The organism is Ligilactobacillus equi DSM 15833 = JCM 10991, from assembly GCF_001435735.1.
In the GTDB taxonomy this organism is placed as follows: domain Bacteria; phylum Bacillota; class Bacilli; order Lactobacillales; family Lactobacillaceae; genus Ligilactobacillus; species Ligilactobacillus equi.
The window spans coordinates 309-24,889 of the sequence record NZ_AZFH01000166.1 but is presented as its reverse complement, the minus strand read 5'-3'; the positions used below and the strand labels follow the sequence as shown (position 1 = coordinate 24,889).

At 40.2% G+C, this 24,581-nt stretch carries 19 protein-coding genes and 1 pseudogene; 18 read left to right on the top strand and 2 right to left on the bottom strand.

The window, feature by feature from the left end; translation table 11 throughout:
• Positions 1-37: 37 nt before the first annotated feature.
• From topA to FC36_RS08895, 16 genes are all read left to right on the top strand, one after another.
• Positions 38-2,170 (top strand): type I DNA topoisomerase, encoded by a 2,133-nt coding sequence (gene topA, locus FC36_RS08970; protein ID WP_081708768.1) that lies wholly within the window; start codon positions 38-40, stop codon positions 2,168-2,170.
• A 21-nt stretch (positions 2,171-2,191) separates the two neighbouring features.
• On the top strand, positions 2,192-3,514 hold the full coding sequence (gene trmFO / locus FC36_RS08965; protein ID WP_025020459.1) for an FADH(2)-oxidizing methylenetetrahydrofolate--tRNA-(uracil(54)-C(5))-methyltransferase TrmFO: 1,323 nt from the start codon (positions 2,192-2,194) through the stop codon (positions 3,512-3,514).
• 53 nt (positions 3,515-3,567) lie between these two features.
• On the top strand, positions 3,568-4,014 hold the full coding sequence (lspA, locus tag FC36_RS08960; protein WP_025020458.1) for a signal peptidase II: 447 nt from the start codon (positions 3,568-3,570) through the stop codon (positions 4,012-4,014).
• Entirely contained in the window at positions 4,011-4,925 is a 915-nt protein-coding gene (locus FC36_RS08955) for an RluA family pseudouridine synthase (protein ID WP_025020457.1), read from the top strand. The genes lspA and FC36_RS08955 overlap by 4 nt, the downstream gene beginning before the upstream one ends.
• Positions 4,926-5,145: 220 nt before the next feature.
• Positions 5,146-5,685, top strand: coding sequence for a bifunctional pyr operon transcriptional regulator/uracil phosphoribosyltransferase PyrR (gene pyrR, locus FC36_RS08950; RefSeq protein ID WP_023859411.1), 540 nt, complete (start codon positions 5,146-5,148; stop codon positions 5,683-5,685).
• A 127-nt stretch (positions 5,686-5,812) separates the two neighbouring features.
• Positions 5,813-7,096: a uracil-xanthine permease family protein gene (locus FC36_RS08945; protein ID WP_056986859.1), complete on the top strand. Its 1,284-nt coding sequence runs from the start codon at positions 5,813-5,815 to the stop codon at positions 7,094-7,096.
• Positions 7,097-7,109: 13 nt separating this feature from the next.
• Positions 7,110-8,060 carry an aspartate carbamoyltransferase catalytic subunit gene (locus tag FC36_RS08940; RefSeq protein ID WP_025020456.1) on the top strand — a complete coding sequence of 317 codons (951 nt, stop codon included), beginning with the start codon at positions 7,110-7,112 and terminating at the stop codon, positions 8,058-8,060.
• On the top strand, positions 8,060-9,349 hold the full coding sequence (gene pyrC / locus FC36_RS08935) for a dihydroorotase (RefSeq protein WP_025020455.1): 1,290 nt from the start codon (positions 8,060-8,062) through the stop codon (positions 9,347-9,349). Before FC36_RS08940 ends, pyrC begins: the two co-directional genes overlap by 1 nt.
• The gene (locus FC36_RS08930) at positions 9,349-10,437 is read left to right on the top strand and encodes a carbamoyl phosphate synthase small subunit (protein WP_056986858.1); all 1,089 of its coding nucleotides are present in this window, start codon (positions 9,349-9,351) and stop codon (positions 10,435-10,437) included. The genes pyrC and FC36_RS08930 overlap by 1 nt, the downstream gene beginning before the upstream one ends.
• Complete coding sequence (gene carB, locus FC36_RS08925; RefSeq protein WP_023859745.1) at positions 10,430-13,615, top strand: carbamoyl-phosphate synthase large subunit; 3,186 nt, start codon at positions 10,430-10,432, stop codon at positions 13,613-13,615. Before FC36_RS08930 ends, carB begins: the two co-directional genes overlap by 8 nt.
• A 15-nt stretch (positions 13,616-13,630) precedes the next feature.
• Entirely contained in the window at positions 13,631-14,578 is a 948-nt protein-coding gene (locus tag FC36_RS08920) for a dihydroorotate dehydrogenase (protein ID WP_023859744.1), read from the top strand.
• The gene (pyrF, locus tag FC36_RS08915) at positions 14,578-15,288 is read left to right on the top strand and encodes an orotidine-5'-phosphate decarboxylase (RefSeq protein ID WP_056986857.1); all 711 of its coding nucleotides are present in this window, start codon (positions 14,578-14,580) and stop codon (positions 15,286-15,288) included. The genes FC36_RS08920 and pyrF overlap by 1 nt, the downstream gene beginning before the upstream one ends.
• Positions 15,288-15,908, top strand: a complete 621-nt coding sequence (gene pyrE, locus FC36_RS08910; protein WP_023859742.1) for an orotate phosphoribosyltransferase — start codon at positions 15,288-15,290, stop codon at positions 15,906-15,908. The genes pyrF and pyrE overlap by 1 nt, the downstream gene beginning before the upstream one ends.
• A gap of 117 nt (positions 15,909-16,025) precedes the next feature.
• The gene (locus FC36_RS08905; protein ID WP_025020454.1) at positions 16,026-17,369 is read left to right on the top strand and encodes a TrkH family potassium uptake protein; all 1,344 of its coding nucleotides are present in this window, start codon (positions 16,026-16,028) and stop codon (positions 17,367-17,369) included.
• Positions 17,362-18,039 (top strand): potassium channel family protein, encoded by a 678-nt coding sequence (locus FC36_RS08900; protein ID WP_035190819.1) that lies wholly within the window; start codon positions 17,362-17,364, stop codon positions 18,037-18,039. The genes FC36_RS08905 and FC36_RS08900 overlap by 8 nt, the downstream gene beginning before the upstream one ends.
• 86 nt (positions 18,040-18,125) lie before the next feature.
• Positions 18,126-19,076 carry a sensor domain-containing diguanylate cyclase gene (locus FC36_RS08895; RefSeq protein WP_025020453.1) on the top strand — a complete coding sequence of 317 codons (951 nt, stop codon included), beginning with the start codon at positions 18,126-18,128 and terminating at the stop codon, positions 19,074-19,076.
• A gap of 488 nt (positions 19,077-19,564) precedes the next feature.
• On the opposite strand, the gene FC36_RS08890 is transcribed toward FC36_RS08895, so the two are convergent.
• Both FC36_RS08890 and FC36_RS11680 read right to left on the bottom strand, forming a co-directional pair.
• Positions 19,565-19,852, bottom strand: a complete 288-nt coding sequence (locus tag FC36_RS08890; RefSeq protein WP_025020452.1) for an IS30 family transposase — start codon at positions 19,850-19,852, stop codon at positions 19,565-19,567.
• A gap of 71 nt (positions 19,853-19,923) precedes the next feature.
• Positions 19,924-20,133: pseudogene (locus tag FC36_RS11680) on the bottom strand (helix-turn-helix domain-containing protein); the annotation flags it as partial.
• A 319-nt stretch (positions 20,134-20,452) separates the two neighbouring features.
• Between FC36_RS11680 and FC36_RS08885 the strand changes: the two are divergent.
• Complete coding sequence (locus FC36_RS08885; RefSeq protein ID WP_025020451.1) at positions 20,453-21,136, top strand: L,D-transpeptidase; 684 nt, start codon at positions 20,453-20,455, stop codon at positions 21,134-21,136.
• 259 nt (positions 21,137-21,395) lie between these two features.
• Positions 21,396-24,581, top strand: a 3,186-nt coding sequence (locus FC36_RS08880; protein WP_202813100.1) for a KxYKxGKxW signal peptide domain-containing protein, incomplete at its 3' end; no start/stop codon positions are given.

Below are 24,581 nucleotides of genomic sequence, written 5' to 3'. Positions count from 1 at the left end.
AAGATGGAATTTTAAGAACAAAAGGAGTTGGGTGACAGTGCCATCCCAAACAGCTGAAAAAAAGAAAACAACGACTAAGAAAAAAGTTACTAAGAGAAAGGTCAAGAAAAACCTTGTGATTGTGGAATCACCATCCAAGGCGAAGACTATTGAAAAATATTTGGGTTCTCGCTATAAAGTGATGGCTTCCATTGGTCACTTACGGGATTTACCTAAGTCAAGCATGGGGATTGATTTTGAAAATAATTATGAACCGCACTATATTTCTATTCGAGGAAAAGGTGACGTTATTAAGGAGTTACGTAAAGAAGCCAAAAAAGCTAACCATGTTTATCTTGCATCTGACCCCGATCGGGAGGGAGAAGCTATTGCTTGGCACTTATCATTTCTTTTAGGTCTTAATCCGGAAGATAAAAATCGGGTGGTTTTCAACGAAATCACCAAAGATGCGGTAAAAAGTGCTTTCAAAGCTCCGCGGGCTATTAATATGGACTTAGTTGATGCTCAACAAGCCCGGCGAGTCTTAGATCGGCTAGTGGGTTATTCTATTTCGCCTTTGCTATGGGCTAAGGTGAAAAAAGGTCTTTCCGCCGGACGGGTGCAATCCATTGCCTTAAACATGATTATTAAGCGTCAAAGAGAGATACAAAATTTTGTGCCTGAGGAATACTGGACGATGGAAGCCGACTTCAAAAAAGGTAAATCTAAGAAATTCGGAGCAACTTTCTATGGTATCAGTAGCCAAAAACAATCTTTAGCTAATTTGAACGATGTCCAAGCAATTTTGGCTAAATTTGATAAGCAAAAACCTTTTAATGTCAAAAATGTGGTTAAAAAGGAACGTAAGCGTCAACCAGCGGCGCCTTTTACGACTTCTACCATGCAACAAACAGCCAACAACACATTGAAATTTAGAACGGCTAAAACTATGATGGTAGCTCAACAACTGTATGAAGGTATTAGCCTAGGAAAAGGGGGACCTGTGGGGTTAATCACTTACATGCGAACGGACTCTACGCGAATTTCAGCGGTGGCTAAACATGAAGCTGCCCAATTTATTCATGACGAATACGGGGAGGAATATGCCGCTATTAAGCCAGTTAAAGGTAAGATGCCGGAAGGAGCCCAAGATGCTCACGAAGCGATTCGTCCGTCTTCAGTTTTGCGGACCCCAGAAAAAGTTGCACCATACCTAGACAAGGACCAATTAAAATTGTACACTTTAATTTGGTCGCGTTTTGTGGCCAGTCAAATGACACCGGCGATTATTGATACGGTTCGGGTTGATTTAGACCAAAATGGGGTAACTTATCGGGCCAATGGTTCTCAACAAAAGTTCCCCGGTTTTACCAAGGTTTACCAAGATGCTAAGCGCAAGGATAATATCTTACCTGACTTAGCCGTTGGAGATGAGGTCTTGATGCAGGCAAATAACCCTAGCCAACACTTCACTTTGCCTCCAGCCCAATACACTGAAGCTTCCTTAATTAAAAATTTGGAAGAAAATGGGGTAGGTCGACCTTCAACTTATGCACCAACTTTGAGTGTAATTCAGAAGCGTTACTATGTGAAACTGGTCAGCCGGAAATTTGAACCAACTGAATTAGGTGAGATTGTTGATCGGATTATGGAAGACTGTTTCCCAGACATTCTCAACATGAACTTCACTGCTGATTTAGAAAATTCTTTAGATGAAATCGAAGATGGTAAGTTGGAATGGATTAAGGTTATCGATGATTTTTACCAGCCATTTGCTAAAGAAGTGACTGCTGCCGATCAAAAGCTAGCGAAGGTTAAGATTAAAGATGAGCCAGCTGGGGTTGATTGTGATATTTGTGGTGCCCCAATGGTGATGAAACTTGGACGCTATGGTAAATTTATTGCTTGTTCTCGCTTTCCTGATTGTCGTAACACTAAGACAATTTCTAAGGAAATTGGGGTTTTATGTCCAACTTGTCATCAAGGTCAAGTGGTGGAAAGAAAATCGAAAAAGAATCGGACCTTTTATGGCTGTGACCGCTATCCTGACTGTGAATTTATTTCCTGGGATAAGCCTGCTGGCCGTGATTGTCCTAAATGTCAGCATTTCTTAATTACTAAAAAAACCAAAAAAGGAATGCAAGTTAAATGTAGTCAATGTGATTACGAAGAAGAAATTCAAACGAATTAATAATTTGAGAGGAAGATGTCTGTGACGACTAAAAGTGTAAACGTGATTGGGGCCGGTTTGGCCGGAAGTGAAGCCGCTTGGCAAATTGCTAATCAAGGGGTGCATGTTAATTTATATGAAATGCGTCCGGTAAAAATGACTCCTGCACACCACACGGAAAATTTTGCTGAAATGGTATGTACGAACTCCATGCGAGCTAATCAATTAACTAATGGAGCCGGACTTTTAAAAGAAGAAATGCGACGCCTGAACTCTATTATTATGCAAGAAGCTGATAGTCATGCCGTACCTGCTGGGGGGGCTTTAGCCGTTGATCGTGATACTTTTTCGGCAGGGGTAACGGAAAAGTTAAAGAATCACCCTAACATTACGGTGATTTCTGAAGAAATTACCGAAATTCCGGAAGATGAGATTACCGTTGTGGCCTCCGGTCCTTTAACTTCTGATGCTTTAGCAGAATCCATCGTTAAGTTTACCGGTGATTCTGGATTATATTTCTACGATGCAGCTGCGCCAATTTTAGCCAAGGATTCCATTGACATGGACAAGGTCTACTTGAAGTCCCGTTACGACAAGGGGGATGCAGCCTACCTTAACTGTCCAATGACTAAAGAAGAATTCGAAGCCTTCTACAATGAATTAGTTAAGGCCGAAATGGCGGAATTAAAGGATTTCGATAAGAATGAAAAGTTCTTTGAGGGATGTATGCCAATTGAAGAAATGGCGCGACGGGGTGAAAAGACTATGTTATTTGGACCTTTGAAGCCGGTTGGTTTAGAAGATCCTAAGACGGGTAAAACTCCTTACGCGGTAGTGCAATTACGTCAAGATAATGCGGTTGGAGATCTATACAACATTGTTGGTTTCCAAACCCACTTGAAGTGGGGTGAACAAAAGCGGGTCTTCTCCATGATTCCTGGTTTGGAAAATGCCCGCATTGTGCGTTATGGGGTAATGCACCGGAACACTTACCTTCGTTCACCAGAAATAATGACGGAAACTTATCAAACTAAAAAGCGCAGTAACCTCTTCTTTGCGGGTCAAATGACTGGGGTGGAAGGTTACGTGGAATCTGCAGCTTCCGGTTTATACGCTGGGATTAATGCGGCCCGTTTAGCTAAGGGGCAAGACCCAGTAGTCTTTCCTGAAAAGACGATGATGGGAGCCATGGCGCACTACATTACCCACGCCTCCAAGTCTAACTTCCAACCAATTAATGCCAACTTCGGGATTGTACCGCGCTTGGATCAAAAAATTCGTGACAAGCGCGAAAGAAATACGCAAGTATCATTACGTGCTTTAGATGTCTTGGAAGCCTTTAAACAAGAAACATTAGAAGCTTAAAAGAGTAAAAGGGGGCTGGCTTACCAGTCTCTTTTTTTGGAAAGGAAGTAGAGATGCTTTTATATTTGTTAATTATGACGGGACTGATTATTGCTGATCAGGGGTTAAAAGCCTATATTGTCAATTATCTAGCCTTGAATACCAGTCAAAGCGTGCTACCGGGAATTTTCTCCTGGGCACATTTGCGTAATTACGGGGCGGCTTGGTCGATGCTGATGGGGCAACAATGGCTTTTTGTAGTTATTTCGCTAGTGTCTTTAGTGGCTTTTAGTTACTTTTTTAAAAAGGAGTATGCTAAAGTCTGGTACCGTTGGTCGTTTACCTTTTTGATTGCCGGGACCATTGGGAATTTTATTGACCGCTTACGCTTCGGTTATGTTGTAGATATGTTTCAATTAGATTTCATAAATTTCCCCATTTTTAATCTGGCTGACGTGGTTTTGACAACGGGGGTTATCTTACTGATAATTGCACTTTTAAGAGATGAGGATGAGGAATGATAGAAGAAAAAATTGTTACGATTGAAAATGAAAGTGGACGTTTAGACAAAGTGGCGGCCCAGATTTTTAGTACCTTGTCACGCTCTCAATTAAAAAAATTGCTAGCTGAAGGTCACCTAACTGTTAACAACCAAGTGGTAAAGGCCAAATACAAGGTACAAGCAGGCGATGTCATTAAGGTTATGATTCCAGAACCGAAGCATTTAGACATTGTGGCCGAAAAGATGGATTTAGATATTGTTTATGAAGATGAGGACGTTTTGGTAGTTAATAAGCCTCAAGGTATGGTGGTGCACCCTGCCCCTGGGCATGAAAGTGGTACTTTGGTTAATGGTTTGTTAGCTCACAGTCCGCTATCGACAATCAATGGAACTTTTCGGCCTGGGATTGTCCATCGTATTGATAAGGATACCTCGGGTTTATTGATGGTAGCTAAAAATGATTTAGCCCACCAGTCCTTAGCACAACAGTTAAAGGAAAAAACAAATTTACGGGAATATTTAGCTTTAGTTCACGGTAATCTGAAAGAAAATGAAGGTACCATTGATGCGCCGATTGGACGACACCCGATTGATCGTAAGAGACAAGCTGTTGTTAAAGATGGTCGGCAAGCGGTGACACACTTCAAGGTACGCGAACGTTTTGGGGATTATACCTTAGTGAGTTGTCGTTTAGAAACTGGTCGGACCCACCAGATTCGGGTGCATATGAAATATATCGGTCATGCTTTGGTTGGTGATCCGGTTTACGGACCCAAGAAAACAATCACGGGTAAAGGCCAGTTTTTACATGCTGCTAAATTAGGTTTCACCCATCCGCGGACGGGCGAATGGTTAGAATTTGAGGCTCCACTTCCGGATGTTTTTGCCCAAACTTTGGATCGATTAGAAAAAAGTTTTAAGAAAATATAAGTAAAGGCTTTTAACAAGCTATTTAGTATCTTGACAATTTTCAATAAAATCGGTAATATAGTGTCAAGCAAATATAAGACCTTTAAAAATAGTCCCGTGAGGCTAGGAAGGTGCGGTTCTAGGGGTGTAGGCTAAGTATACCTATACCTAAATCAAGCCACCAAGACTTACGGAGAAGTTTTGGTGGCTTTTTTGAGGTCGAAAAAGGAGATTTATAAAAATGGCAAAAGAAATTGTAGACGCACTCGCTATGAAGCGAGCTTTAACCCGGATGACTTACGAAATCATCGAAAAGAACAAGGGAATTGAAAATGTTGTTTTAGTTGGGATTAAGACCCGTGGTGTTTACTTGGCTCAAAGAATTGCCGAAAGACTGAAGCAATTAGAAGGTGCTGATATCTCTGTTGGCGAATTAGATATCTCTTTATATCGTGATGACCGTCACACCACAGAATTAAAACAAGAACCTGTCGTGAAAAATGCCCAATTAGATTTTGATATTAATGATAAGCAAGTTATTTTGATTGATGATGTGCTCTTTACGGGTCGGACCATTCGTGCCGCATTAGATGCTTTGATGGATCAGGGGAGACCACAAAAGATTAACTTGGCTGTCTTGGTTGACCGTGGTCATCGCGAATTACCAATTCGGGCGGATTTTGTTGGTAAAAATATTCCTACAGCCATGGATGAACAAGTTTCTGTCTATGTAGAAGAAATTGATGGTAAAGATGGCATCGATTTGAAAAAATTAGCATAAAAATTAAACCACAACCATTTTAATTGACTCCAGAGAGGGCAAAAAGGTTAGGGTTGTTTAAGGCGACCCAAACAAGCAAACCTGGAGGCAAAACGTTTCCAGGTTTTTGTTTTAGAAAGGAAAAATTATGTCAAAGAAAAATAATGAGTTCCGCAATGAAGATGCGGTTTTAGATATTAAAGATCAACCAAGTTTTTGTCACTGGTTAGTTTTATCAGTGCAACACCTCTTCACCATGTTTGGGGCGACCGTGTTAGTGCCACTCTTAGTGGGGATTAACCCAAGTATCGCTTTATTTGCTTCAGGGGTGGGGACCTTAGTTTATATCTTATGTACTAAGGCGCAAATTCCGGCTTACTTAGGTTCTAGTTTTGCCTTTATTGCTACCATGCAAGCTTTAATGAAAAATTATGGTTATCCGGCTGTTGGCCAAGGGGCAATTGCTGCGGGGGCAGTTTACTTGCTAGTTTCCTTAATTGTCAGTCGTTTTGGTTCAAACTGGGTTGATAAGGTTTTACCGCCTGTAGTGGTCGGACCTATTATCATTGTAATTGGTTTATCCTTAGCCTCTACGGCTGCCAATGATGCCATGATGAACGGTAACGTTTATGATTTGAAATATTTTGGGGTTGCAATTTTTACCCTGGCAATCACAATTATCTTCAATATGTTCCTCAAAGGTTTTCCAAGTATGATTCCGGTTTTATTAGGAATTGTTTCTGGTTACTTGATGGCTTTAGTCGTTGGTATTGTTGATTTATCTGGAGTTCAAGCAGCTAAGTGGTTCTCTTTACCAGCTTTTAACGTGATGGGTGTTAATTATGATTTTAAATGGTATCCAGCGGCTATTGTTGGGATGGCACCAATTGCCTTGGTCACGATGACTGAACATATGGGGCATGTTATGGTTTTAAACAAATTAACCAAGCGAAACTTTTTTAAGGAACCTGGTTTACACCGGACCTTACTTGGTGATGGGCTTTCGAGTGTAATTGCTGGTTTTGTCGGTGGTCCTCCCACAACTTCTTACGGTGAAAACATTGGGGTTTTAGCTATGACGAAGGTGCACTCTGTTTGGGTTTTAGGTGGGGCTGCCATCTTTGCTATTATTTTCTCCTTTGTTGGAAAAGTTGCGGCGGTGATTCAATCGGTACCATCACCGGTTATCGGAGGGATTTCCTTCCTCTTATTTGGGATGATTGCTGCCAACGGTTTACGAATTTTAATTGATAATAAGATTGATTTTGAACTGAAGCGTAATTTAGTTATCGCCTCAGTTATCTTGGTAGTTGGTATCGGGGGAACTTACCTACAATTAGGTAATTTTCAGTTGACTAGCATTGCTTTAGCCACACTTTTTGGAATTATTTTAAACTTAGTTCTCCCAGAAAAAGCGTTAAGCGAACGTTAGAAAGGAATTCACAATGTCACAAGTAAGTCTCCAACATTTTGTCAACATGGAACAACTAAGTTCTACGGATGTGTTAACGTTAATCAAACGTGCTCAAGCTTTTAAGGCCGGGGCCCCCGTACCGAAGCTGAGCCAGCCGGTTTATTGTGCTAATCTCTTTTTTGAAAATTCGACACGGACCCATACTTCCTTTGAAATGGCGGAAAGAAAGTTGGGACTTACGGTAATTCCCTTCGATACGGCTCATTCCTCGGTCAGCAAGGGTGAAACGTTGTATGACACGGCTTTAACGCTAGGGGCTATCGGTGTTGATTTAACCGTGATTCGCCATAGTCAAAATGATTACTATCAAGACTTACTTGATTTAAAGCCAGAACAACACTTAGAAATGGGAATTATCAATGCGGGGGATGGTTCCGGTCAACACCCATCCCAATCCATGTTAGACCTGATGACAATCTATCATGATTTCGGCTATTTCAGAGATTTAAAAGTCTTGATTGTCGGTGATCTTCTGAATTCACGGGTAGCTCGTAGTAACATGCAGATGTTAAAAAAATTAGGGGCCAAGCTTTATTTCGCTGGTCCGAACTACTGGTTTGACGCCCAGGAATTTGGACAGTACGGTCAAAAAGTGGAAGTGGATCAAGTGATTAATCAAGTTGATGTGGTCATGTTGTTGCGGGTACAACACGAACGTCATGGAGGGTTGGAACAAGTTCAAAATTTTGATGAACATGAGTACAACTACTTATATGGTATGAACCAAAAGCGCTATGATAAGCTGAAAAAAACAGCCATTATTTTACACCCAGGTCCAATTAACCGGGGAGTTGAATGGGATGGTTATTTAGTCGAAGCAGCGAAATCACGCTTTGTCACCCAGATGGAAAATGGGGTTTTCATGAGAATGGCCATGTTAGAAGCCGTCTTGCGTGGCCGTAAATTAGGAGGACTTGCGTAATGAAAACAATTTTAAAGAATGGGTTAGTTTACCAATCAGGGAAGTTAAGTCACCAAGATTTGTTAATTGAAGATGATAAGATAATGGCGCTAGGACAAAATCTTAGTGAATTAATTCCAGAAGCCCGAGTGATTGATGTAACCGATAAGTTAGTGACACCTGGTTTTGTTGATGTCCACGTTCACTATCGTGATCCAGGTTTCACTTATAAAGAAACGATTACGTCAGGTTCCAAGGCGGCCGCTCATGGCGGTTATACGACGGTTTGTGCTATGCCAAATTTGGATCCAGTTCCTGATGATGCTCAAAAAGTTGCTAACATGGTGCAAAGAAACCAAGCTGATGGGGTGGTTCACATCAAGCAATTCGGTTCCATCACCAAAGATTTGGTCAGTGAAGAACTTGTAGATTTTGCAGGCTTGAAAAAAGCGGGAGCCTGGGCTTTCTCCAACGATGGCAAGGGCGTACAAACGGCAGGAGTCATGTATGAAGCTATGCGGGAAGCAAAGCGTTTAGACATGGCTATTGTCGCGCACGTCGAAGATAATTCCTTGCTTTACGGGGGGGTTATGAATGCTGGTAAGCGTGCCGAAGAACTAGGCCTCCCGGGAATTTTAGGGATTAGTGAATCCTCCCAAATCGCGCGCGATCTACTCTTGGCAAAAGAAACGGGTGTTCACTACCATGTGTGCCATTTGTCAACCAAAGAAAGTGTAGAATTAATCCGCATTGCGAAGGCTCATGGTATTAACGTGACCTGTGAAGTGGCTCCACATCACTTGTTGTTAAACGAAGATGATATTCCTGGCAATGATGGTTACTACAAGATGAACCCACCATTGCGAGCTAATGAAGACCAAGACGCCTTGATTGCGGGACTTCTAGACGGAACGATTGATATGATTGCTACCGACCATGCACCGCACTCTATTGATGAAAAAACCGGTGATATGAGGCAAGCGGCTTTTGGAATTACTGGTTCTGAGACCGCTTTCCCCCTCTTATACACTCGTTATGTCAAGACTGGGGTTTTCAAGTTGGAACAACTCTTAGATTGGATGAGTTACAATCCAGCCCAAACTTTTGGTTTTGATCAAGCAGGTATTCTCTTACCTGGACGCCAAGCAGATATTGCGGTCATTAACTTAGATCAAGCAGAAGTTTTGCAAGAAAGTGACTATCTTTCCAAGGGAATCAACACCCCATTTACCGGCCAGACAGTTTGGGCCAACACGGAAATGACCTTTGTCTCAGGTCAACTTGCATATCAAAAGGAGGCCAAAGCCTAATGGAACGTTACTTAATTTTAGATGATGGCACGGTTTTTAAAGGTCAGGGATTCGGGGCTAAAATCGCTACTACCGGGGAAGTGGTTTTCACAACGGGGATGAGCGGTTACCAAGAAGCCATTACCGATCAATCCTATGCTGACCAAATTTTGGTCTTTACTAACCCTTTACTCGGAAACTACGGGGTTAATCTCGATGATTACGAATCGCTCCAACCAAATTGTAAAGGGGTGGTTTGTCGTGAAGTGGCTCGAGTGGCAACCAATTGGCGCATGCAAGATAGCTTACCTCATTTCATGGAAGAAATGGGAATTCCCGGAATTTCCGGAATTGATACGCGGGCTTTAACCAAAAAATTACGGTCACGCGGGACTATGAAAGGTGCCATTATTGATGCCACTGATGACTTGGAACATGCTTTTGCTCAACTACATGCTACGGTGCTATCGGATCAATTAGTTGCTAAGGTTTCAACTACGAAGCCTTATCCAAATCCTGGAACGAAGAAGAATATTGTTTTGATTGATTTTGGAGTTAAACACTCTATCTTGCGAGAATTAGCAGCTCGCGATTGTAACACAATTGTTTTACCGTATACTGCGACGGCCCAAGATATTTTGAAACTTCATCCCGATGGGGTTCTTTTATCGAATGGTCCTGGGGATCCAGAAATGATGACAGAGGCTGTAGCGATGGTAGCTGAAATTCAGGAGCATTTACCGGTCTTTGGGATTTGTTTAGGGCACCAAATTTTAGCACGGGCAAATGGGGCCAAGACTTTCAAAATGAAATTTGGTCACCGCGGTTTTAATCATCCAGTTCGGGAAAATGCTACAGGACGGATTATGTTTACCTCCCAAAACCACGGTTACGCAGTTGACCCGGCTTCGATTGACCCGGAAAAATTGATTGTAACTCACACGGAAATTAATGATAACGTGGTCGAAGGGATTAAGCACCGCCACTACCCAGCCTTTTCCGTTCAATTCCACCCAGATGCAGCGCCAGGACCCATGGATGCTGTTGATTTATTCGATGATTTCTTACAGATGATTGATATGAGAAAGGAAGACAAGACAAATGCCTAAACGAACAGATATTCGCAAAATTATGGTGCTTGGTTCAGGGCCAATTATTATCGGGCAAGCTGCGGAATTTGACTATTCCGGCACGCAAGCTTGCATGTCCTTAAGAGAAGAAGGCTACGAAGTTGTTTTGGTCAACTCTAATCCAGCGACTATCATGACTGATAATGAAATTGCTGATAAAGTTTATATCGAACCTTTAACGGTTGAATCTGTATCACGGATTATGCGTCAAGAATTTCCCGATGCGCTTTTGCCAACTTTAGGGGGGCAAATTGCTTTGAACTTGGCGATTGAATTACATGAAACCGGGATTTTAGATGAATTGAATATTCAACTTTTAGGGACGAAATTACAGGCCATTGACCAAGCTGAAGATCGAGAAAAATTTAAGGAATTAATGCAAGCATTAAATGAACCTGTACCACCATCCTTAACGGTTAATACTGAACAAGAGGCAGTTGATTTTGCGCAAGAATGTGGTTACCCCGTAATTGTACGTCCAGCCTTTACTATGGGTGGTACAGGCGGTGGTTTATGTGCTAACGAAGCCCAATTACGTGAAATTGTTGCGAATGGTTTGGAACTCTCACCAGCCACTCAATGTTTAATTGAAAAATCAATTGCAGGTTATAAGGAAATTGAATATGAAGTAATGCGGGATTCTGCTGATAATGCTATGGTAGTTTGTTCCATGGAAAATTTTGATCCTGTGGGGATTCACACTGGGGATTCTATTGTTTTTGCGCCCACACAAACTTTAAGTGATCGTGAATACCAAATGTTGCGGGATTGTTCTCTTAAGTTAATTCGTGCCTTGAAAATTGAGGGAGGCTGTAACGTTCAATTAGCTTTGGATCCTGAAAGTTACAACTACTACGTTATCGAAGTTAACCCACGGGTTTCGCGGTCTTCTGCTTTAGCTTCCAAAGCTACAGGTTACCCAATTGCCAAGTTAGCAGCTAAAATTGCCGTCGGTTTAACTTTAGATGAAATTAAAAACCCGGTTACGGGGACTACTTATGCTATGTTCGAACCTGCCTTGGACTATGTGGTTGCTAAGATTCCGCGCTGGCCTTTTGACAAGTTCTCCAAGGCTGACCGTCACTTAGGGACGCAAATGAAAGCAACAGGGGAAGTTATGGCTTTAGGGCGCAACGCTGAAGAAGCCTTGAACAAGGCGATTCGTTCCTTAGAAATTGATGAAAAAGACCTCTTAGGTCACGACTTACGCAATGTGAGTGATCAAGTGGTTGAAGAAAAGTTACTCAAAGTGCAAGATGACCGTATCTTCTACTTAGCTGAGGCTTTCCGCCGTGGTTATAGTTTAGAAGAGTTACATGAAATGACCAAAATTAACCTTTATTACTTAGATATTGTTAAGCATTTGACAGAATTAGAGGTTGAAATTTGCCGTTCTCCGCAGGATGAAACTATGCTACGATTGGCTAAGTATTATGGCTTTTCAGATTACACAATTGCCAAATTATGGAATGTCAGTGAAGATGAAGTTCGCCAAGTCCGTAAAGCAGCCAAAATTTTACCAACGTACAAGATGGTGGATACATGTGCGGCGGAATTTAAATCAGCTACACCATACTTCTATTCGACTTATGATACTGAAAATGAATCACTCAAGTCTGACAAAAAGTCCGTGATTGTTTTAGGTTCTGGTCCGATTCGGATTGGGCAAGGGGTGGAATTTGATTACGCTACGGTGCACTCAGTAAAAGCCTTACAAAAATTAGGCTATGAAGCCATTGTCATTAACTCCAATCCCGAAACAGTTTCGACTGACTTCTCAGTTTCTGATAAGCTTTACTTTGAACCTTTGACCCTAGAGGATGTTTTAAATGTCATTGATTTAGAACAACCTGAAGGGGTTATTGTCCAGTTTGGGGGCCAAACAGCTATTAATTTAGCTGCAGGCTTAGAAGCCCATGGTGTCAAAGTACTTGGAACAACCGTAGCCGACTTAGACCGTGCTGAAGACCGGGAGTTATTCGATCAAGTTATCAAATCATTAAATTTAAAACAACCAATTGGAAAGACCGCGACGACTCGTCAAGAGGTTATTCAACATGCAACTGATATTGGCTATCCAGTTTTGGTTCGTCCTTCTTACGTTTTAGGGGGGCGGGCCATGGAAATTGTCTACAACCAAGAAGAACTTGAAGAATACCTGGACTTAAATGAACCTGCCGCTGTTGACCACCCAATTTTGGTTGATTCCTATCTCGAAGGGATGGAAGGGGAAGTTGATGCTATCTGTGATGGGACTGACGTCTTATTACCAGGAATTATGGAACATATCGAGCGCGCTGGGGTGCACTCCGGGGATTCCATGGCGGTTTACCCACCACAACACTTTAGTCAAAATGTGATTGACCAAATTGTCTCTACTACGCAAAAATTAGCTGTCGCCTTAAACTGCCGGGGAATTATGAATATTCAATTTATTATCCACCAAGGTGACGCTTATGTCTTGGAAGTTAACCCACGGGCTAGTCGGACGGTACCATTCTTAAGTAAGATTACCAGTGTTGAAATGGCGCAAGTTGCTACGCGGGTGATTATGGGGCAAAGTCTCAAGGAACAAGGATTCCAAAGCGGTCTTTACCGGCAAAGTAATAGCATTCATGTCAAAGCACCGGTCTTTTCCTTTAGTAAGTTGACCGATGTTGACAGTCTTTTAGGACCAGAAATGAAGTCAACTGGGGAAGTTATGGGGACTGATCACACCTTCGCCAAAGCACTCTATAAGGCCTTTGCAGGGGCTAATATGTCCATGCCTGAATACGGTAGCCTCTTGTTAACTGTTGAAGATCAGGATAAAGAAGAACTCTTGCCTTTGGCGAGCCGTTTTGCCAAAATTGGTTACCGGCTCTTTGCGACTGCCGGCACGGCCAAGTACTTGCAAGATTATGGTTTACACGTTGAAGAAGTAGCTAAGGTCCATGAAACAAATGGTCAGGCTATGCCAATTCTCGACACCATTACTGAAGATGTTGTAGATGCGGTGATTAATACCATGGGTCACGATTTAGAAGCTAACTCAGACGGTTATATTATTCGCCAAACGGCAATAGAGCACAATGTACCAGTTCTAACTTCTCTAAATACTGTGGAAGCTATGGTGACAGCTTTAGAAAATCGTTCCTTTGCCACGAATGCTTTATAAGAAAGGACAGATGAGATGACGGCTTTAAATGTAAAATTACCTGGCTTAGAGTTGAAAAATCCTGTGATGCCAGCCAGTGGGACCTTTGGTTTTGGCGATGATGCTTCTAGTAAGATGTATTCTTTAGATCGTTTAGGAGCTGTCGTGGTAAAAACGACAACCTTAGAAGAACGCCTTGGTAATCCTAATCCTAAAATCGGTTTAGTCCGCGATGGTGCCATGAATGCTGTTGGTTTGCAAAATCCTGGTGTTGAAGCGGTGATTGCTAAGAAATTACCGGCTTTACGTGCCAAATATCCTCATTTACCGATTGTTGGTTCCGTTGGTGGATCTAGTGTCGAAGACTACGTTACCGTGGCGCAAAAACTAAGCAACAGTGGTCTAGTTAATGCTTTAGAACTCAATATTTCTTGTCCAAATGTACATGAGGGGGGCATGGAATTTGGGACGGTACCAGAAGTGGCGCAAAAAGTAACTGCTGCAGTCAAGGCGGTCTCCAAGGTTCCCGTCTACGTAAAGCTCTCACCTAATGTGACGGATATTGTGGCGATTGCTAAAGCGGTGGCAGCTGGGGGTGCCGATGGTTTAACCATGATTAACACTATCTTAGGAATGCACATTGATGTTGAAAGTGGCAAGCCTAATTTAGGTAATATCATGGGAGGTTACTCCGGCGCTGCCGTCAAGCCTGTGGCCATTCGTATGATTTACCAAGTTAGCCAAGTAGTTGACTTACCAATCATTGGAGTTGGGGGTATTGAATCTGTGGATAATATCATTGAAATGTTTTTAGCTGGGGCCAGTGCTGTTCAAATCGGTTCCGCTCACTTTAAAGATCCCATGATTTGTCCTCACTTAATTGATCAATTACCTGCCCGCCTTAAAGAATTGGGTTATGATAGCATTGCGGATCTTCAAGCTAAAGCCAAAGCACGGCGACCATTTCAACGGGGGGATTACTAGTGGATATTACGAAACCTATTATTGCTTTGGATTTTCCAGGTGTACAGGAAGCACGGGAATTTTTACAAAAGTTTCCTAAAGACGAACAACTATTTGTCAAGATTGGTATGGAGCTCTTTTACGGGGCCGGTCCTGATTTGGTACGTGAGGTCAAAGCATTGGGCCATGATGTTTTCTTGGACCTTAAGTGTCATGATATTCCACATACGGTGGGCCAAACCATGAAGGTTCTGGGAAAACTAGGAGTTGATTTGACCAATGTTCATGCGGCCGGAGGCTATGAGATGATGCAAGCTGCTAAAGAAGGGCTTCTAGATGGCGCGGCCGGTTTACAAGTGCCACGTCTGATTGCGGTAACACAGTTGACTTCCTCATCACCTAAAATGGTAGCTGAAGAACAAAAAAGTGCTTTGAGCCTGCAAGCAAGTGTTTTAAACTATGCCCAATTGACTCGAACAGCAGGCTTGGATGGAGTGGTTTGTTCCGCTCACGAAGCTAAGCTAATCCGAGAAGCTACTGACCCAGATTTCTTACGCGTCACGCCGGGGATTCGTTTGGCTAATGATGCCTTAGATGATCAAAAGCGGGTAATGACTCCAGGTCAAGCCAAGTTAAACCAGGCTTCAGCCATTGTGGTTGGACGTAGTATTACTAAAGCTGCGGATCCTTACCAAACATATCGCCAAATTAAGAAAGAGTGGAATCAATAATGCAAATAATCGCCAAAAGTTTATTAGATATTAAAGCTGTCAAATTATCACCGCAAGAACCCTTTACTTGGGCTTCGGGAATTAAGAGTCCTATTTACTGTGACAACCGTTTAACGATTTCTTATCCTGAAGTTAGAAAAGCGATTGCCAAGGGTTTAGCTCAAGTTATTAAGGAAAAGTGGCCTCAAGTTGAAGTTATTGCCGGAACTGCTACGGCAGGCATTCCTCATGCTGCCTGGATTGCTCAAGAATTAGATTTACCGATGGTTTATGTCCGCAGTAAGCCCAAGGACCATGGAACTGGCCGGCAGATTGAAGGGGTATTAAAGCCTGGTCAGAAGACGATTTTGATTGATGACTTAATTTCAACGGGTGGCTCAGTCCTCCAAGCTGTTGCGGCTGCACGTAAAGAAGATGCCGATGTTATCGGGGTTGCCGGTATCTTCTCCTATCAATTACCCGCAGCCGATGAAAATTTTGCCCAAGCTGGGGTAGAATTTACGACTTTAACCGGTTACCAAGAATTAATAAAGGCAGCCATTGAAGCGAACTATATTAGTGCGGATCAAGAAGAAGTCTTAGAACAGTGGCGTCAAGATCCGGCGGCTTGGCTTAAATAAAAGATATTGGGAGATACGATAGGTGGTGTAGCCTATCGTATTTTTTATACAATTTAAGCAGTTTGAAAATGATAATATGTTATAATTGAGGAAAATTAATGAAATGAGGCGAGAAAAGTGCTTGAAATTGGGAAATGGAAAATTTCCTTTCCAAAATTTTTAACCGGTGGTTTTATCGTCATCGCTTTGATAGGGACTACTCTTTTGATGTTGCCGATTGCGACTACCTCGGGGAAGAGTGCGGGTTTTATGACGGCTTTTTTCACCGCAACCAGCGCGACCTGTGTGACAGGACTCGCTATTGTAAATCCGGCGACTTATTGGTCGCTTTTCGGGCAAACGGTGCTCTTATTTTTAATTGAAATTGGTGGTTTGGGCTTCATGTCTTTTGCTGTACTAGGTTTCATGTTAGCCCGCCAAAGAATTGGGGTTTCAACTAAACTACTCACCCAAGAATCTTTGAGTTTGAAAAGTGCCTCCCAGTTTGATGTCGTCTATTTGGTTTTACGGATGTCTTTTTTGATTCAATTGATGGGAGTTTTGCTACTGTTAATTGATTTTTGGCCTCGCTATGGTTTTGCTAAGGGGTTATGGTTTAGTATTTTTCATGCGGTTTCGGCCTTTTGTAATGCTGGTATTGACTTGTTTGGTAATAGCCTCCAAGATTTTGCTACTGATACTTATCTCTTAGTGGTTTTTGCCTTGTTAATTTTAGCGGGTTCTTTTGGTTTTTTAGTTACCAAGGATTTGTTAGCCTATCCTCGCAAGAAGAAACTATCGTTACACACGCGATTATCCTTGACTACAGGTTTAGTCCTTTTTGGGGTTTCTGTGCTTACTTACTTCATTACGGAGAATAACTTGGCTCAGTTTGCAAATCGCTTGGATTTTAAAGACCGGATATTTAATACCATTTTTATGGCAATTACACCACGGACGGCTGGTTTAGTGGCTTTACCTTATAATAATATTAGTGCGGCTGGTTTAAGTTTTACTGCTATCTTGATGTTTATTGGGGGAACACCAGGTTCAACGGCCGGAGGAATTAAAACTACGACGGTTGGTTTGTTAGCGATGCAAAGTATAGCTACTTTACGGGGAAAAGCCGAAACGACTTTTGCTCATCGGCGCTTTACTATGGAAAATATTAACCGTGCTTTAACATTGATTTTTGTGTCCCTAACCTTGATGTTTTTAGCGGTTTTGATTTTAACCAAAACTCAAACTTTGCCAGAACATGATCAGCTCCAATTAGTAGTTTTTGAAGTCATGGCAGCTTTTGGTACTAGTGGAATTTCTTTAGGAATTACGGAAAATCTTAATGTTTTGGGGCAGGCTATTATTATGTTTTTAATGTTTATCGGACGGGTTGGTCTATATACCGTGATGTACTCTATCTTTAATGCTAAACCACAACAAAAGACATATCACTATCCAGAGGAGGAGATTATGATTGGCTAAAGAAAGTTATGCCGTAATTGGCTTGGGACAATTTGGTACAGCTATTTGTGAAAGCTTATTGGAAGCTGGGCAGGATGTTTTAATTGTCGATCACAATGAAGAAGTTATTAATGACTTTGCAGGTAAAGTTTTACGGGCTGTGATTGCTGATGCGGAAGATGAGGAAGCTTTGCGTGATTTATCTATTGGTGATTTTGATCACGTGTATATTTCCATCGGACGTAATGTTGAAGCTAGTATCATGGCGACTCTAATTGTCAAAGAACTTGGGGCTAAACATATTATTTCTCGGGCAGAAAACGAACGTCACGCCAAAGTTTTAGATCGAATTGGAGCAGATTTAGTTGTCCGACCGGAAAAAGATATTGCTGAAAGAATTGTTTACCAACAACTTCATCCTAATATTACTAACTATTTGCAATTAAGTAAGATGCTGACTTTGGCTGATGTGGTGGTACGTAATAAGGACTTTTTTTATAAGACTCTGGAGCAGTTAGACCTAACCAACCGTTTTGGTGTCAATGTCATTTTAATTATTAGTCGCGATGAAAAGCGGGTTAACCAGCGACCTCACGCTCAAGATGTAATCCATCCATATGACCGTATTACAGTAGTTGGTAGAATTGAAAATATTGAACGATTAGAAGAATATTTAAAAAAAGGAAAGTAAAAGCATACGTCAACGTAATTTATTTATGTTAAAATAATCTTAAAAGTTATAGATTGAAGAAATTGAAATCAAGGTGGGATTTGTGTATGCATGAATTAGAAAAGAAGGTGGGCCTCGGGGATAAAAACCGGAGCTTGGAGCTAACAGAGAGCATTCGCCTTGAATGGCAGTCGATTGTTGATTTACTAGCTGAGATTGCAGGGGTTAAGGCTGCCTTGATTAAAAGGCTAAACTACAATGGATTGGAAAATATCATTGTTAATACAGGGGGAGATGAATATTATCAAGTTGGCAGTATTGTTCAACCGATTAACAATAATGTTTATTGCCAAAAGGTAATTGAAGAGGATGCGGCAGTTGAAATTGTGGATGCTAATCAGGATGAAATTTGGCGGCATTCTTCAGGGGCTAAGAAGGGACTGACTAACTATTATGGTCTTCCAATTCACAATCCAGAAGGTCAAATTTATGGGACTGTGTGCGTTTTAGATGATAAGTCTGAGCCTATTAGTCCTGAAGTTAAGGAGTTTATTGCTAAGACTGCTAAGATGATTGAAGGTAACCTTGGAATCTTGAAGATGGGAATCACTGATGGTTTAACTGGGGTTTATAATCGTCGTTCCATGGATGAAACCATGGAGATTTTAACCAGTAATTTGATGCCAGCCGATATTATGTTAATTGATGTTGACCACTTTAAAGAGTTCAACGACCATTATGGGCATTTGACTGGAGACAAAATTCTTAAAGAGGTTGTTGTCACCATGAAGGATTGTTTACCCCAAGAATCTCTGATTTTCCGTTATGGGGGAGATGAATTTTTTGTGATTTGTTTACCAACTAGTCGAGAAATTAAGGCACAAGCTGCCCAAAATTTGATTAATCAGGTTCATGAAATTAAAGCACCTCGACAACTTACTATAAGTGTAGGGATTGCGGAGATTGCTGAATGTCAAGATGCTAAGAAAGTTTTTGAACAAGTTGATGAAGCTTTGTATCGTGCAAAAAATAAGGCACGTAATACTTATTCATTTTAAGTACAGGGCTGTTGTGTGTGGCAAAATAGCCCAAATTTTTATGAAATAGTGGAAATTTTTCATTGTTACAATGGAATTTTCACTATTTTTTTGTTATTGACGGTATTACATTATTCTGATATTAAGGGATTAGCGATATGATATGAAAGATTAGTGAAGAAAAAAGTTAACTTTTGCTAGGGGGATGAATAGATGTCGTAAGGTTATCAGGGGGGAATTATTATGAAAAAATGACAGTACTTTACAACTTTTTGATTAAAAATTTAAAATAAAACTCAAACTGCAAATATAAGTTAGCTACTTTATCTCAAAAAGCTACTTCTTGATTCTAAGGAGTAAGTCATTGACTGCATCTTCTACGAATTGAATGTAATCATCAGTATATGATGAAATGGCAGTGCTTTTATGGATAAATCGTCTAATAATACGAATTACATTCTCATTTGAACAGTGTATGGAGTCGCATAATAAGTGTTACTGTGAACTTATTAAAGGCGTGAAAATTCTAGTCCGTTATCTGAGGTTAAAGACTTGAAAATCTGATAGAACACTTTTTCACCCATACTAGATTTCAACTCTTCGAGTTTCTTATTAACGGATTCAGAACTCTTATCTTTGATACGAAAAATCATAGTATAGCGAGATAAACGGTCAGTTAAGACTATTAAAATGTTGTCCATAGAGTCTTTCTTGCCAACGACAGTATCAATTTCAAAGTGTCCAATTTCAGAACGACTGTTAATGTAAGCAGGACGTTCATTAATACTGCGCCCCAATACACGTTTTCAGGAAAAGACCAATAAATAGATTTTCTTCCACATTGCGATTTATTAGATGCATAATGAATTTATCCAACTTCTGCGTAATATTGTTCGTTGTAATAGAGGTATTCTTTACCATTAGCTTTCTTTTGTATCTGCTTAGTGGTTTTTACCCATCCACGCTTAACCTTATTATTAATGGTTTGAGGGTCCCTATTGAACTTCTTAGCGATTTGACGATTAGATAAGCCCATTCCTTTGTAGGCTTGAATTTGTTCACGTTCTTGAATCGTTAAATGAGTTCCTTTTTAAAGGTGATTTATTACAATTTGTGCAATGTCATAAGTACTTTACCGTGCCTTTCATTTGTTTTATTTGGTTATTTTATGATAACACGGTAAATGCTTATGGCATTTTTTATATTTTAGGTGGCTAACTTAATTTTACAGTTTGCCACCTAAAATATAAAAAATAACCTTGTTGCTGAAATGGCGACAAGGTTATTTGTGATTAGAGTATAATCAATTTGATATTTTGTAAGCGAAACTTAAAAAACAATTGCTTGAAAATGGGGTACAATATAGCTTGTAAAAATAATTGAAAGGGAACTTTTTGATGAGCAGACTAATAAAATTTATTTTGGTAGGATTCTTAGTCTTTGCCATGTTTGAAAGCTATCAATTGATGGATGGTAATAATAGTTCTGTACAAGCTATCAAGGAAGAAAAGGTTGAGGTAACATCGTCTTCTACATCGTCAGCGCGAGCTAGCTCAAGCTCCCGAAATGTGACTAGTGTAACAAAAAAATCTAGGTCCTCAACGATGCGCACCCCCATCAATTGGCGTTTATCCTCAGAAACTAAGGACTATCCCAATGTTAGACAACTCAAAAATTTTTGGGTGAAAGTATCAATTTCTAAAAATCGTACTTATTTGATGGATGGTGACAAAGTTGTTTACACTATGTATTCATCTGCGGGGCAATATAGCAAAAATAGTAATGGTAAAATGGTTAGCGATACTCCTACAGGTACCTTTTATGTACAACAAGAGCGTGGTAATTCATTTTATAACTCTGAGTTAAATGAAGGTGCCAATTACTGGGTTTCTTGGTTGAATCACGGCGAGTACCTTTTCCATAGTGTACCGACTAATAGTGATGGTTCCTATAATGAAACTGAGGCCAAGAAACTTGGCGTGCAACCAGCTTCTCATGGTTGTGTACGCCTTTCGGTGGCTGATGCTAGGTGGATGATGGAAAACTTAACAGTTGGAACTAAGATTGTTGTTCAAGACTAGAATAAAAGTTATTTCAACGACTCGCGAAAAATTACTATGCTCAATAATTTCTAATCAATTTAAGAATCGGAGCTTGGATTCTTAAATTGATTTTTTTGGTTGTGTACAAAAATTTGTGTTTATACAAAATTTTAACCTCAATATTTTTAACCTCAATATCTTGTATATATTTGTAAAAAAGTTATATAATAAAGAGAATATGTTGAGCGTAATGAAATGATGCAAGGTCAAAAAGTTTTATAGAAAGAAGTTTTATCGTATGAAAAAGAAAAAATTTTTCACCGATTATCAGGAAACTGATCGAAAAGTACGTGCTAAAATGTATAAAGCAGGGAAACACTGGGTACGTGTTTTACTAAGTCAAATTGGGCTGATTAGGGTAGTAACACCTATTAATCAAGATACCAAAAAAATTGTAGTTGATACACAAGGAGAAGTTAAAAAGATTAAAAATATCGCACTCAGAAGTATTACTACAGCTGGATTAATTACTGGTGGTACATTAGTAGCGTCAGTTATGACTGCTCAAGCCGATCAAACGGGTCTAGTTGAGAAAAATCAAATTCAGTTAAGTTCAACTTCTGAAAGTGATTTAACAAGCGAAAGTCAAGCGAGTCATTCTGAATCTACCAGTATTTCAGATACCATAAGTAATAGTGGTAGTCAGTCAATGATTCAAGGTAATAGTCAAGTATCAACACCGCAGGTCATTAACCATACTCATATTTACTCAACAGCGTTGGTTGATGACGGTGGTAGTGTATCATTTTCAGAAAGAATGATGGCAGAATCGGTTAGTACATCTACATCTGTAAGTGAACATGAAGAACAAAGAAATTCCCAATCAATGAGTGCTAGGAAATCTAAATCAGAATTGCTGGAACAATTAGATTTTAACTCACGTTCTGCTTCTGAAAGTAATCGAGATTTCATGTCAATTTTGAGTTCTCAGTCTGTGAGTACTTCTGAGTACGAAAGTTCTTTAGACAATGAAGAAATATCTCAATCGACCAGTGCATCCTGGAGCAGTAGTGATTCGTTGTCCTTAGAGGCTTCCATGTCACAAAGTGCGGTTGAATTAAGTCAATCTCTGAGTCAAAGTGAGGCAGATTATCAATCAATAAAGCAATCCGGTTCCCGCTTAGTTTCTGAATCTCTCTCAAATTCTTTAAAGACTTCCGAATCAACTAGTATTTATCGAGCTAGTAATGCATCCTTGAGTACGATTGATTCTATGAATTCTCTTTACCAAAGTCAAGAGGCAAGTAAAGGGTTCAAAGTTGTCTCTAATGGCAATATTTTAGGTAATGCCTATAGCGCTTACCGCAGTCATATGTTGAGTAATATTCAAGGATATTTAAATCCTGATACCCATACTGTAACCTGGAAAGCAACTTATGATGCAGTTACAGGTTTTAAGTATTTCGGCTTTTATGTTAACAGCATGTCCGGTTTAGATAAGGCGACAACAATTACAATTACCAATGCTAAAACAGGAGAAGTCCTAGCTTCTTATGATGTAGCTAGCTCACAAAATAACCTGAAAAACATTGATGATATGTACACAACTATGGAAATCAATAGTAAAACAGGTCAAGCTGAACGAAAAAATTTAGGATATACAACAACTGTTAGAAATGACAGCGTGGCGGCACAATTTGCGGGACGTTATTGGGGAAACGCATTCTCAACGACAGACAAAATTAATATGTCTGATGGCTTAGTAGTAACTTTCACAACCACAATTCCAGATACTAATGTGGCTAGTATGGCTGATATTTTTAATAATGTGGTGGTAGAATGCCAAGCAGGTTATGCCGATTTTCCTAATGTACAGGCTACAACTGGTCGAGAAAATGGTGGTGCTAGTCCAAGTGGTTTGAGTGCGATTATGGCCAGACCAGCTGATTTGGATGCTAATGCCTTTGTGAATGCAGAATCAGAAGAAATTTCAGTGGCAATCAGCCAATCTACAGTTGATTCACAATTTGAATTAGAAAATAGTCAATTACAATCGGTTGAAAACTTAAGTACTAGTCTGAGAGAAAGTCTACAAACATCGCAGGAGGATTCTTACGAAAATAGCCTATCACTTTCAATTTTAGTGAGCGATTCTGTTTTTGACTCAGTACGCTTATCGAATTCAGAAAGTACTTCTAAACATGAGAGTCGTTTGAATTCACGACAGACCTCCTTGCAAGAAAGCCAGGCATACTCACAATTGATTAGTAACAGTACCGAGGACTCTTTAGTAACTTCAAAGCAGAAACTTGATTCATTTAGTGAATCGTTGAGTGAAAGTGTAGAAGATTCACAAGTACAAAGTCAAAGTGTTGCACAAGCAAGGTTAGTAAGTATGAGTCGTATTGAAAGCCAATTTGCTTCACATAAAGCTTCTTTATCACAGAGTAACTTAACCAAAGAAAGTCTTTCTCGATTTGAAAGTCAGTCGCTTTCTGCAGTTGAAAGTTTGAGTCAATTACACTCAATGCAAACTTTTCAAAGTTTATTAGCTTCCAAAAGTATCAGTGAATTAGCGGAGGTGAATGCAAGCGCAGCTCAAAGTGCCATAGAATCAGGCTCTTTAAGTTTATTAAATTATCAAAGACAAAGTAGTAGCCAATCTGTAAGTGAAGCTATTGTCGAAAGCGTAAGCCAAAGTACTTCACTTTCTGAAAAGCAAGTGAGTCAATCGGTATCTGAATTAGACAGATTAAGTGTCTCGATAAATGAATCATTACGTCAAAGTCAGTCTATTAGTGATTTAATAAGTCAGTCTCAAAGTGTAGCAACAAGCAAATCTGAAAGTAAGCATCTTTCACTTTCACAAGCTACATCAACAAGTGAGTCAGTTAAAATTTCTAATAGTCTTTCACATAGTGTGTCAGTATGGCATTCAATCAGTTTGAGCCAATCTATTAGTCAAGCGGATAGTTTGGCAGTCTCACATAGCCAATTTATAAGTACCAAGATGAGCATTACACATAGTAAAAGTGTATCTCAACAACAGTCAACGTGGGAAAGAATTTTGACTTCACGCTCTATAAGTATTTCAATTACTAGTTCACAAAATGAATCTACGCAACTCTCTCAAAGTACATCCTTAAGTGAGAAATATTCGCTAGCAACTTCGGTTTCGAAGTCAAACTCAGTAGCAGCTTCTGAATTTCAAGCTGAGATTATTAAGAAAAATACCAAATTTTCTAAAGCTGCAAGTATTTCAGCTTCTCAAAGTCAACATGAAGCAAGTATAAGTGCATCTGAGTCAACGAGTGCAAGCACATCCTCATCAACAAGTACGAGCGGTTCAGTTTTAACGAGCGTAAGTACATCCTCATCAACAAGTATGAGTGGTTCAGTTTCGATGAGCGCAAGCACATCAGGATCAACAAGTACGAGTGACTCAGCTTCGAAGAGTGCAAGCACATCAGAATCAACAAGCGCA

Excerpts from the sequence above, each read along its gene's own strand:
- FC36_RS08940 (WP_025020456.1), top strand. The coding sequence starts at position 7,110 with ATGTCACAAGTAAGTCTCCAACATTTTGTCAACATGGAACAACTAAGT.
- lspA (WP_025020458.1), top strand. The coding sequence starts at position 3,568 with ATGCTTTTATATTTGTTAATTATGACGGGACTGATTATTGCTGATCAG.
- FC36_RS08930 (WP_056986858.1), top strand. The coding sequence starts at position 9,349 with ATGGAACGTTACTTAATTTTAGATGATGGCACGGTTTTTAAAGGTCAG.
- FC36_RS08885 (WP_025020451.1), top strand. The coding sequence starts at position 20,453 with ATGAGCAGACTAATAAAATTTATTTTGGTAGGATTCTTAGTCTTTGCC.
- pyrR (WP_023859411.1), top strand. The coding sequence starts at position 5,146 with ATGGCAAAAGAAATTGTAGACGCACTCGCTATGAAGCGAGCTTTAACC.
- carB (WP_023859745.1), top strand. The coding sequence starts at position 10,430 with ATGCCTAAACGAACAGATATTCGCAAAATTATGGTGCTTGGTTCAGGG.
- FC36_RS08945 (WP_056986859.1), top strand. The coding sequence starts at position 5,813 with ATGTCAAAGAAAAATAATGAGTTCCGCAATGAAGATGCGGTTTTAGAT.
- FC36_RS08895 (WP_025020453.1), top strand. The coding sequence starts at position 18,126 with ATGCATGAATTAGAAAAGAAGGTGGGCCTCGGGGATAAAAACCGGAGC.
- FC36_RS08955 (WP_025020457.1), top strand. The coding sequence starts at position 4,011 with ATGATAGAAGAAAAAATTGTTACGATTGAAAATGAAAGTGGACGTTTA.
- FC36_RS08920 (WP_023859744.1), top strand. The coding sequence starts at position 13,631 with ATGACGGCTTTAAATGTAAAATTACCTGGCTTAGAGTTGAAAAATCCT.
- pyrC (WP_025020455.1), top strand. The coding sequence starts at position 8,060 with ATGAAAACAATTTTAAAGAATGGGTTAGTTTACCAATCAGGGAAGTTA.
- pyrE (WP_023859742.1), top strand. The coding sequence starts at position 15,288 with ATGCAAATAATCGCCAAAAGTTTATTAGATATTAAAGCTGTCAAATTA.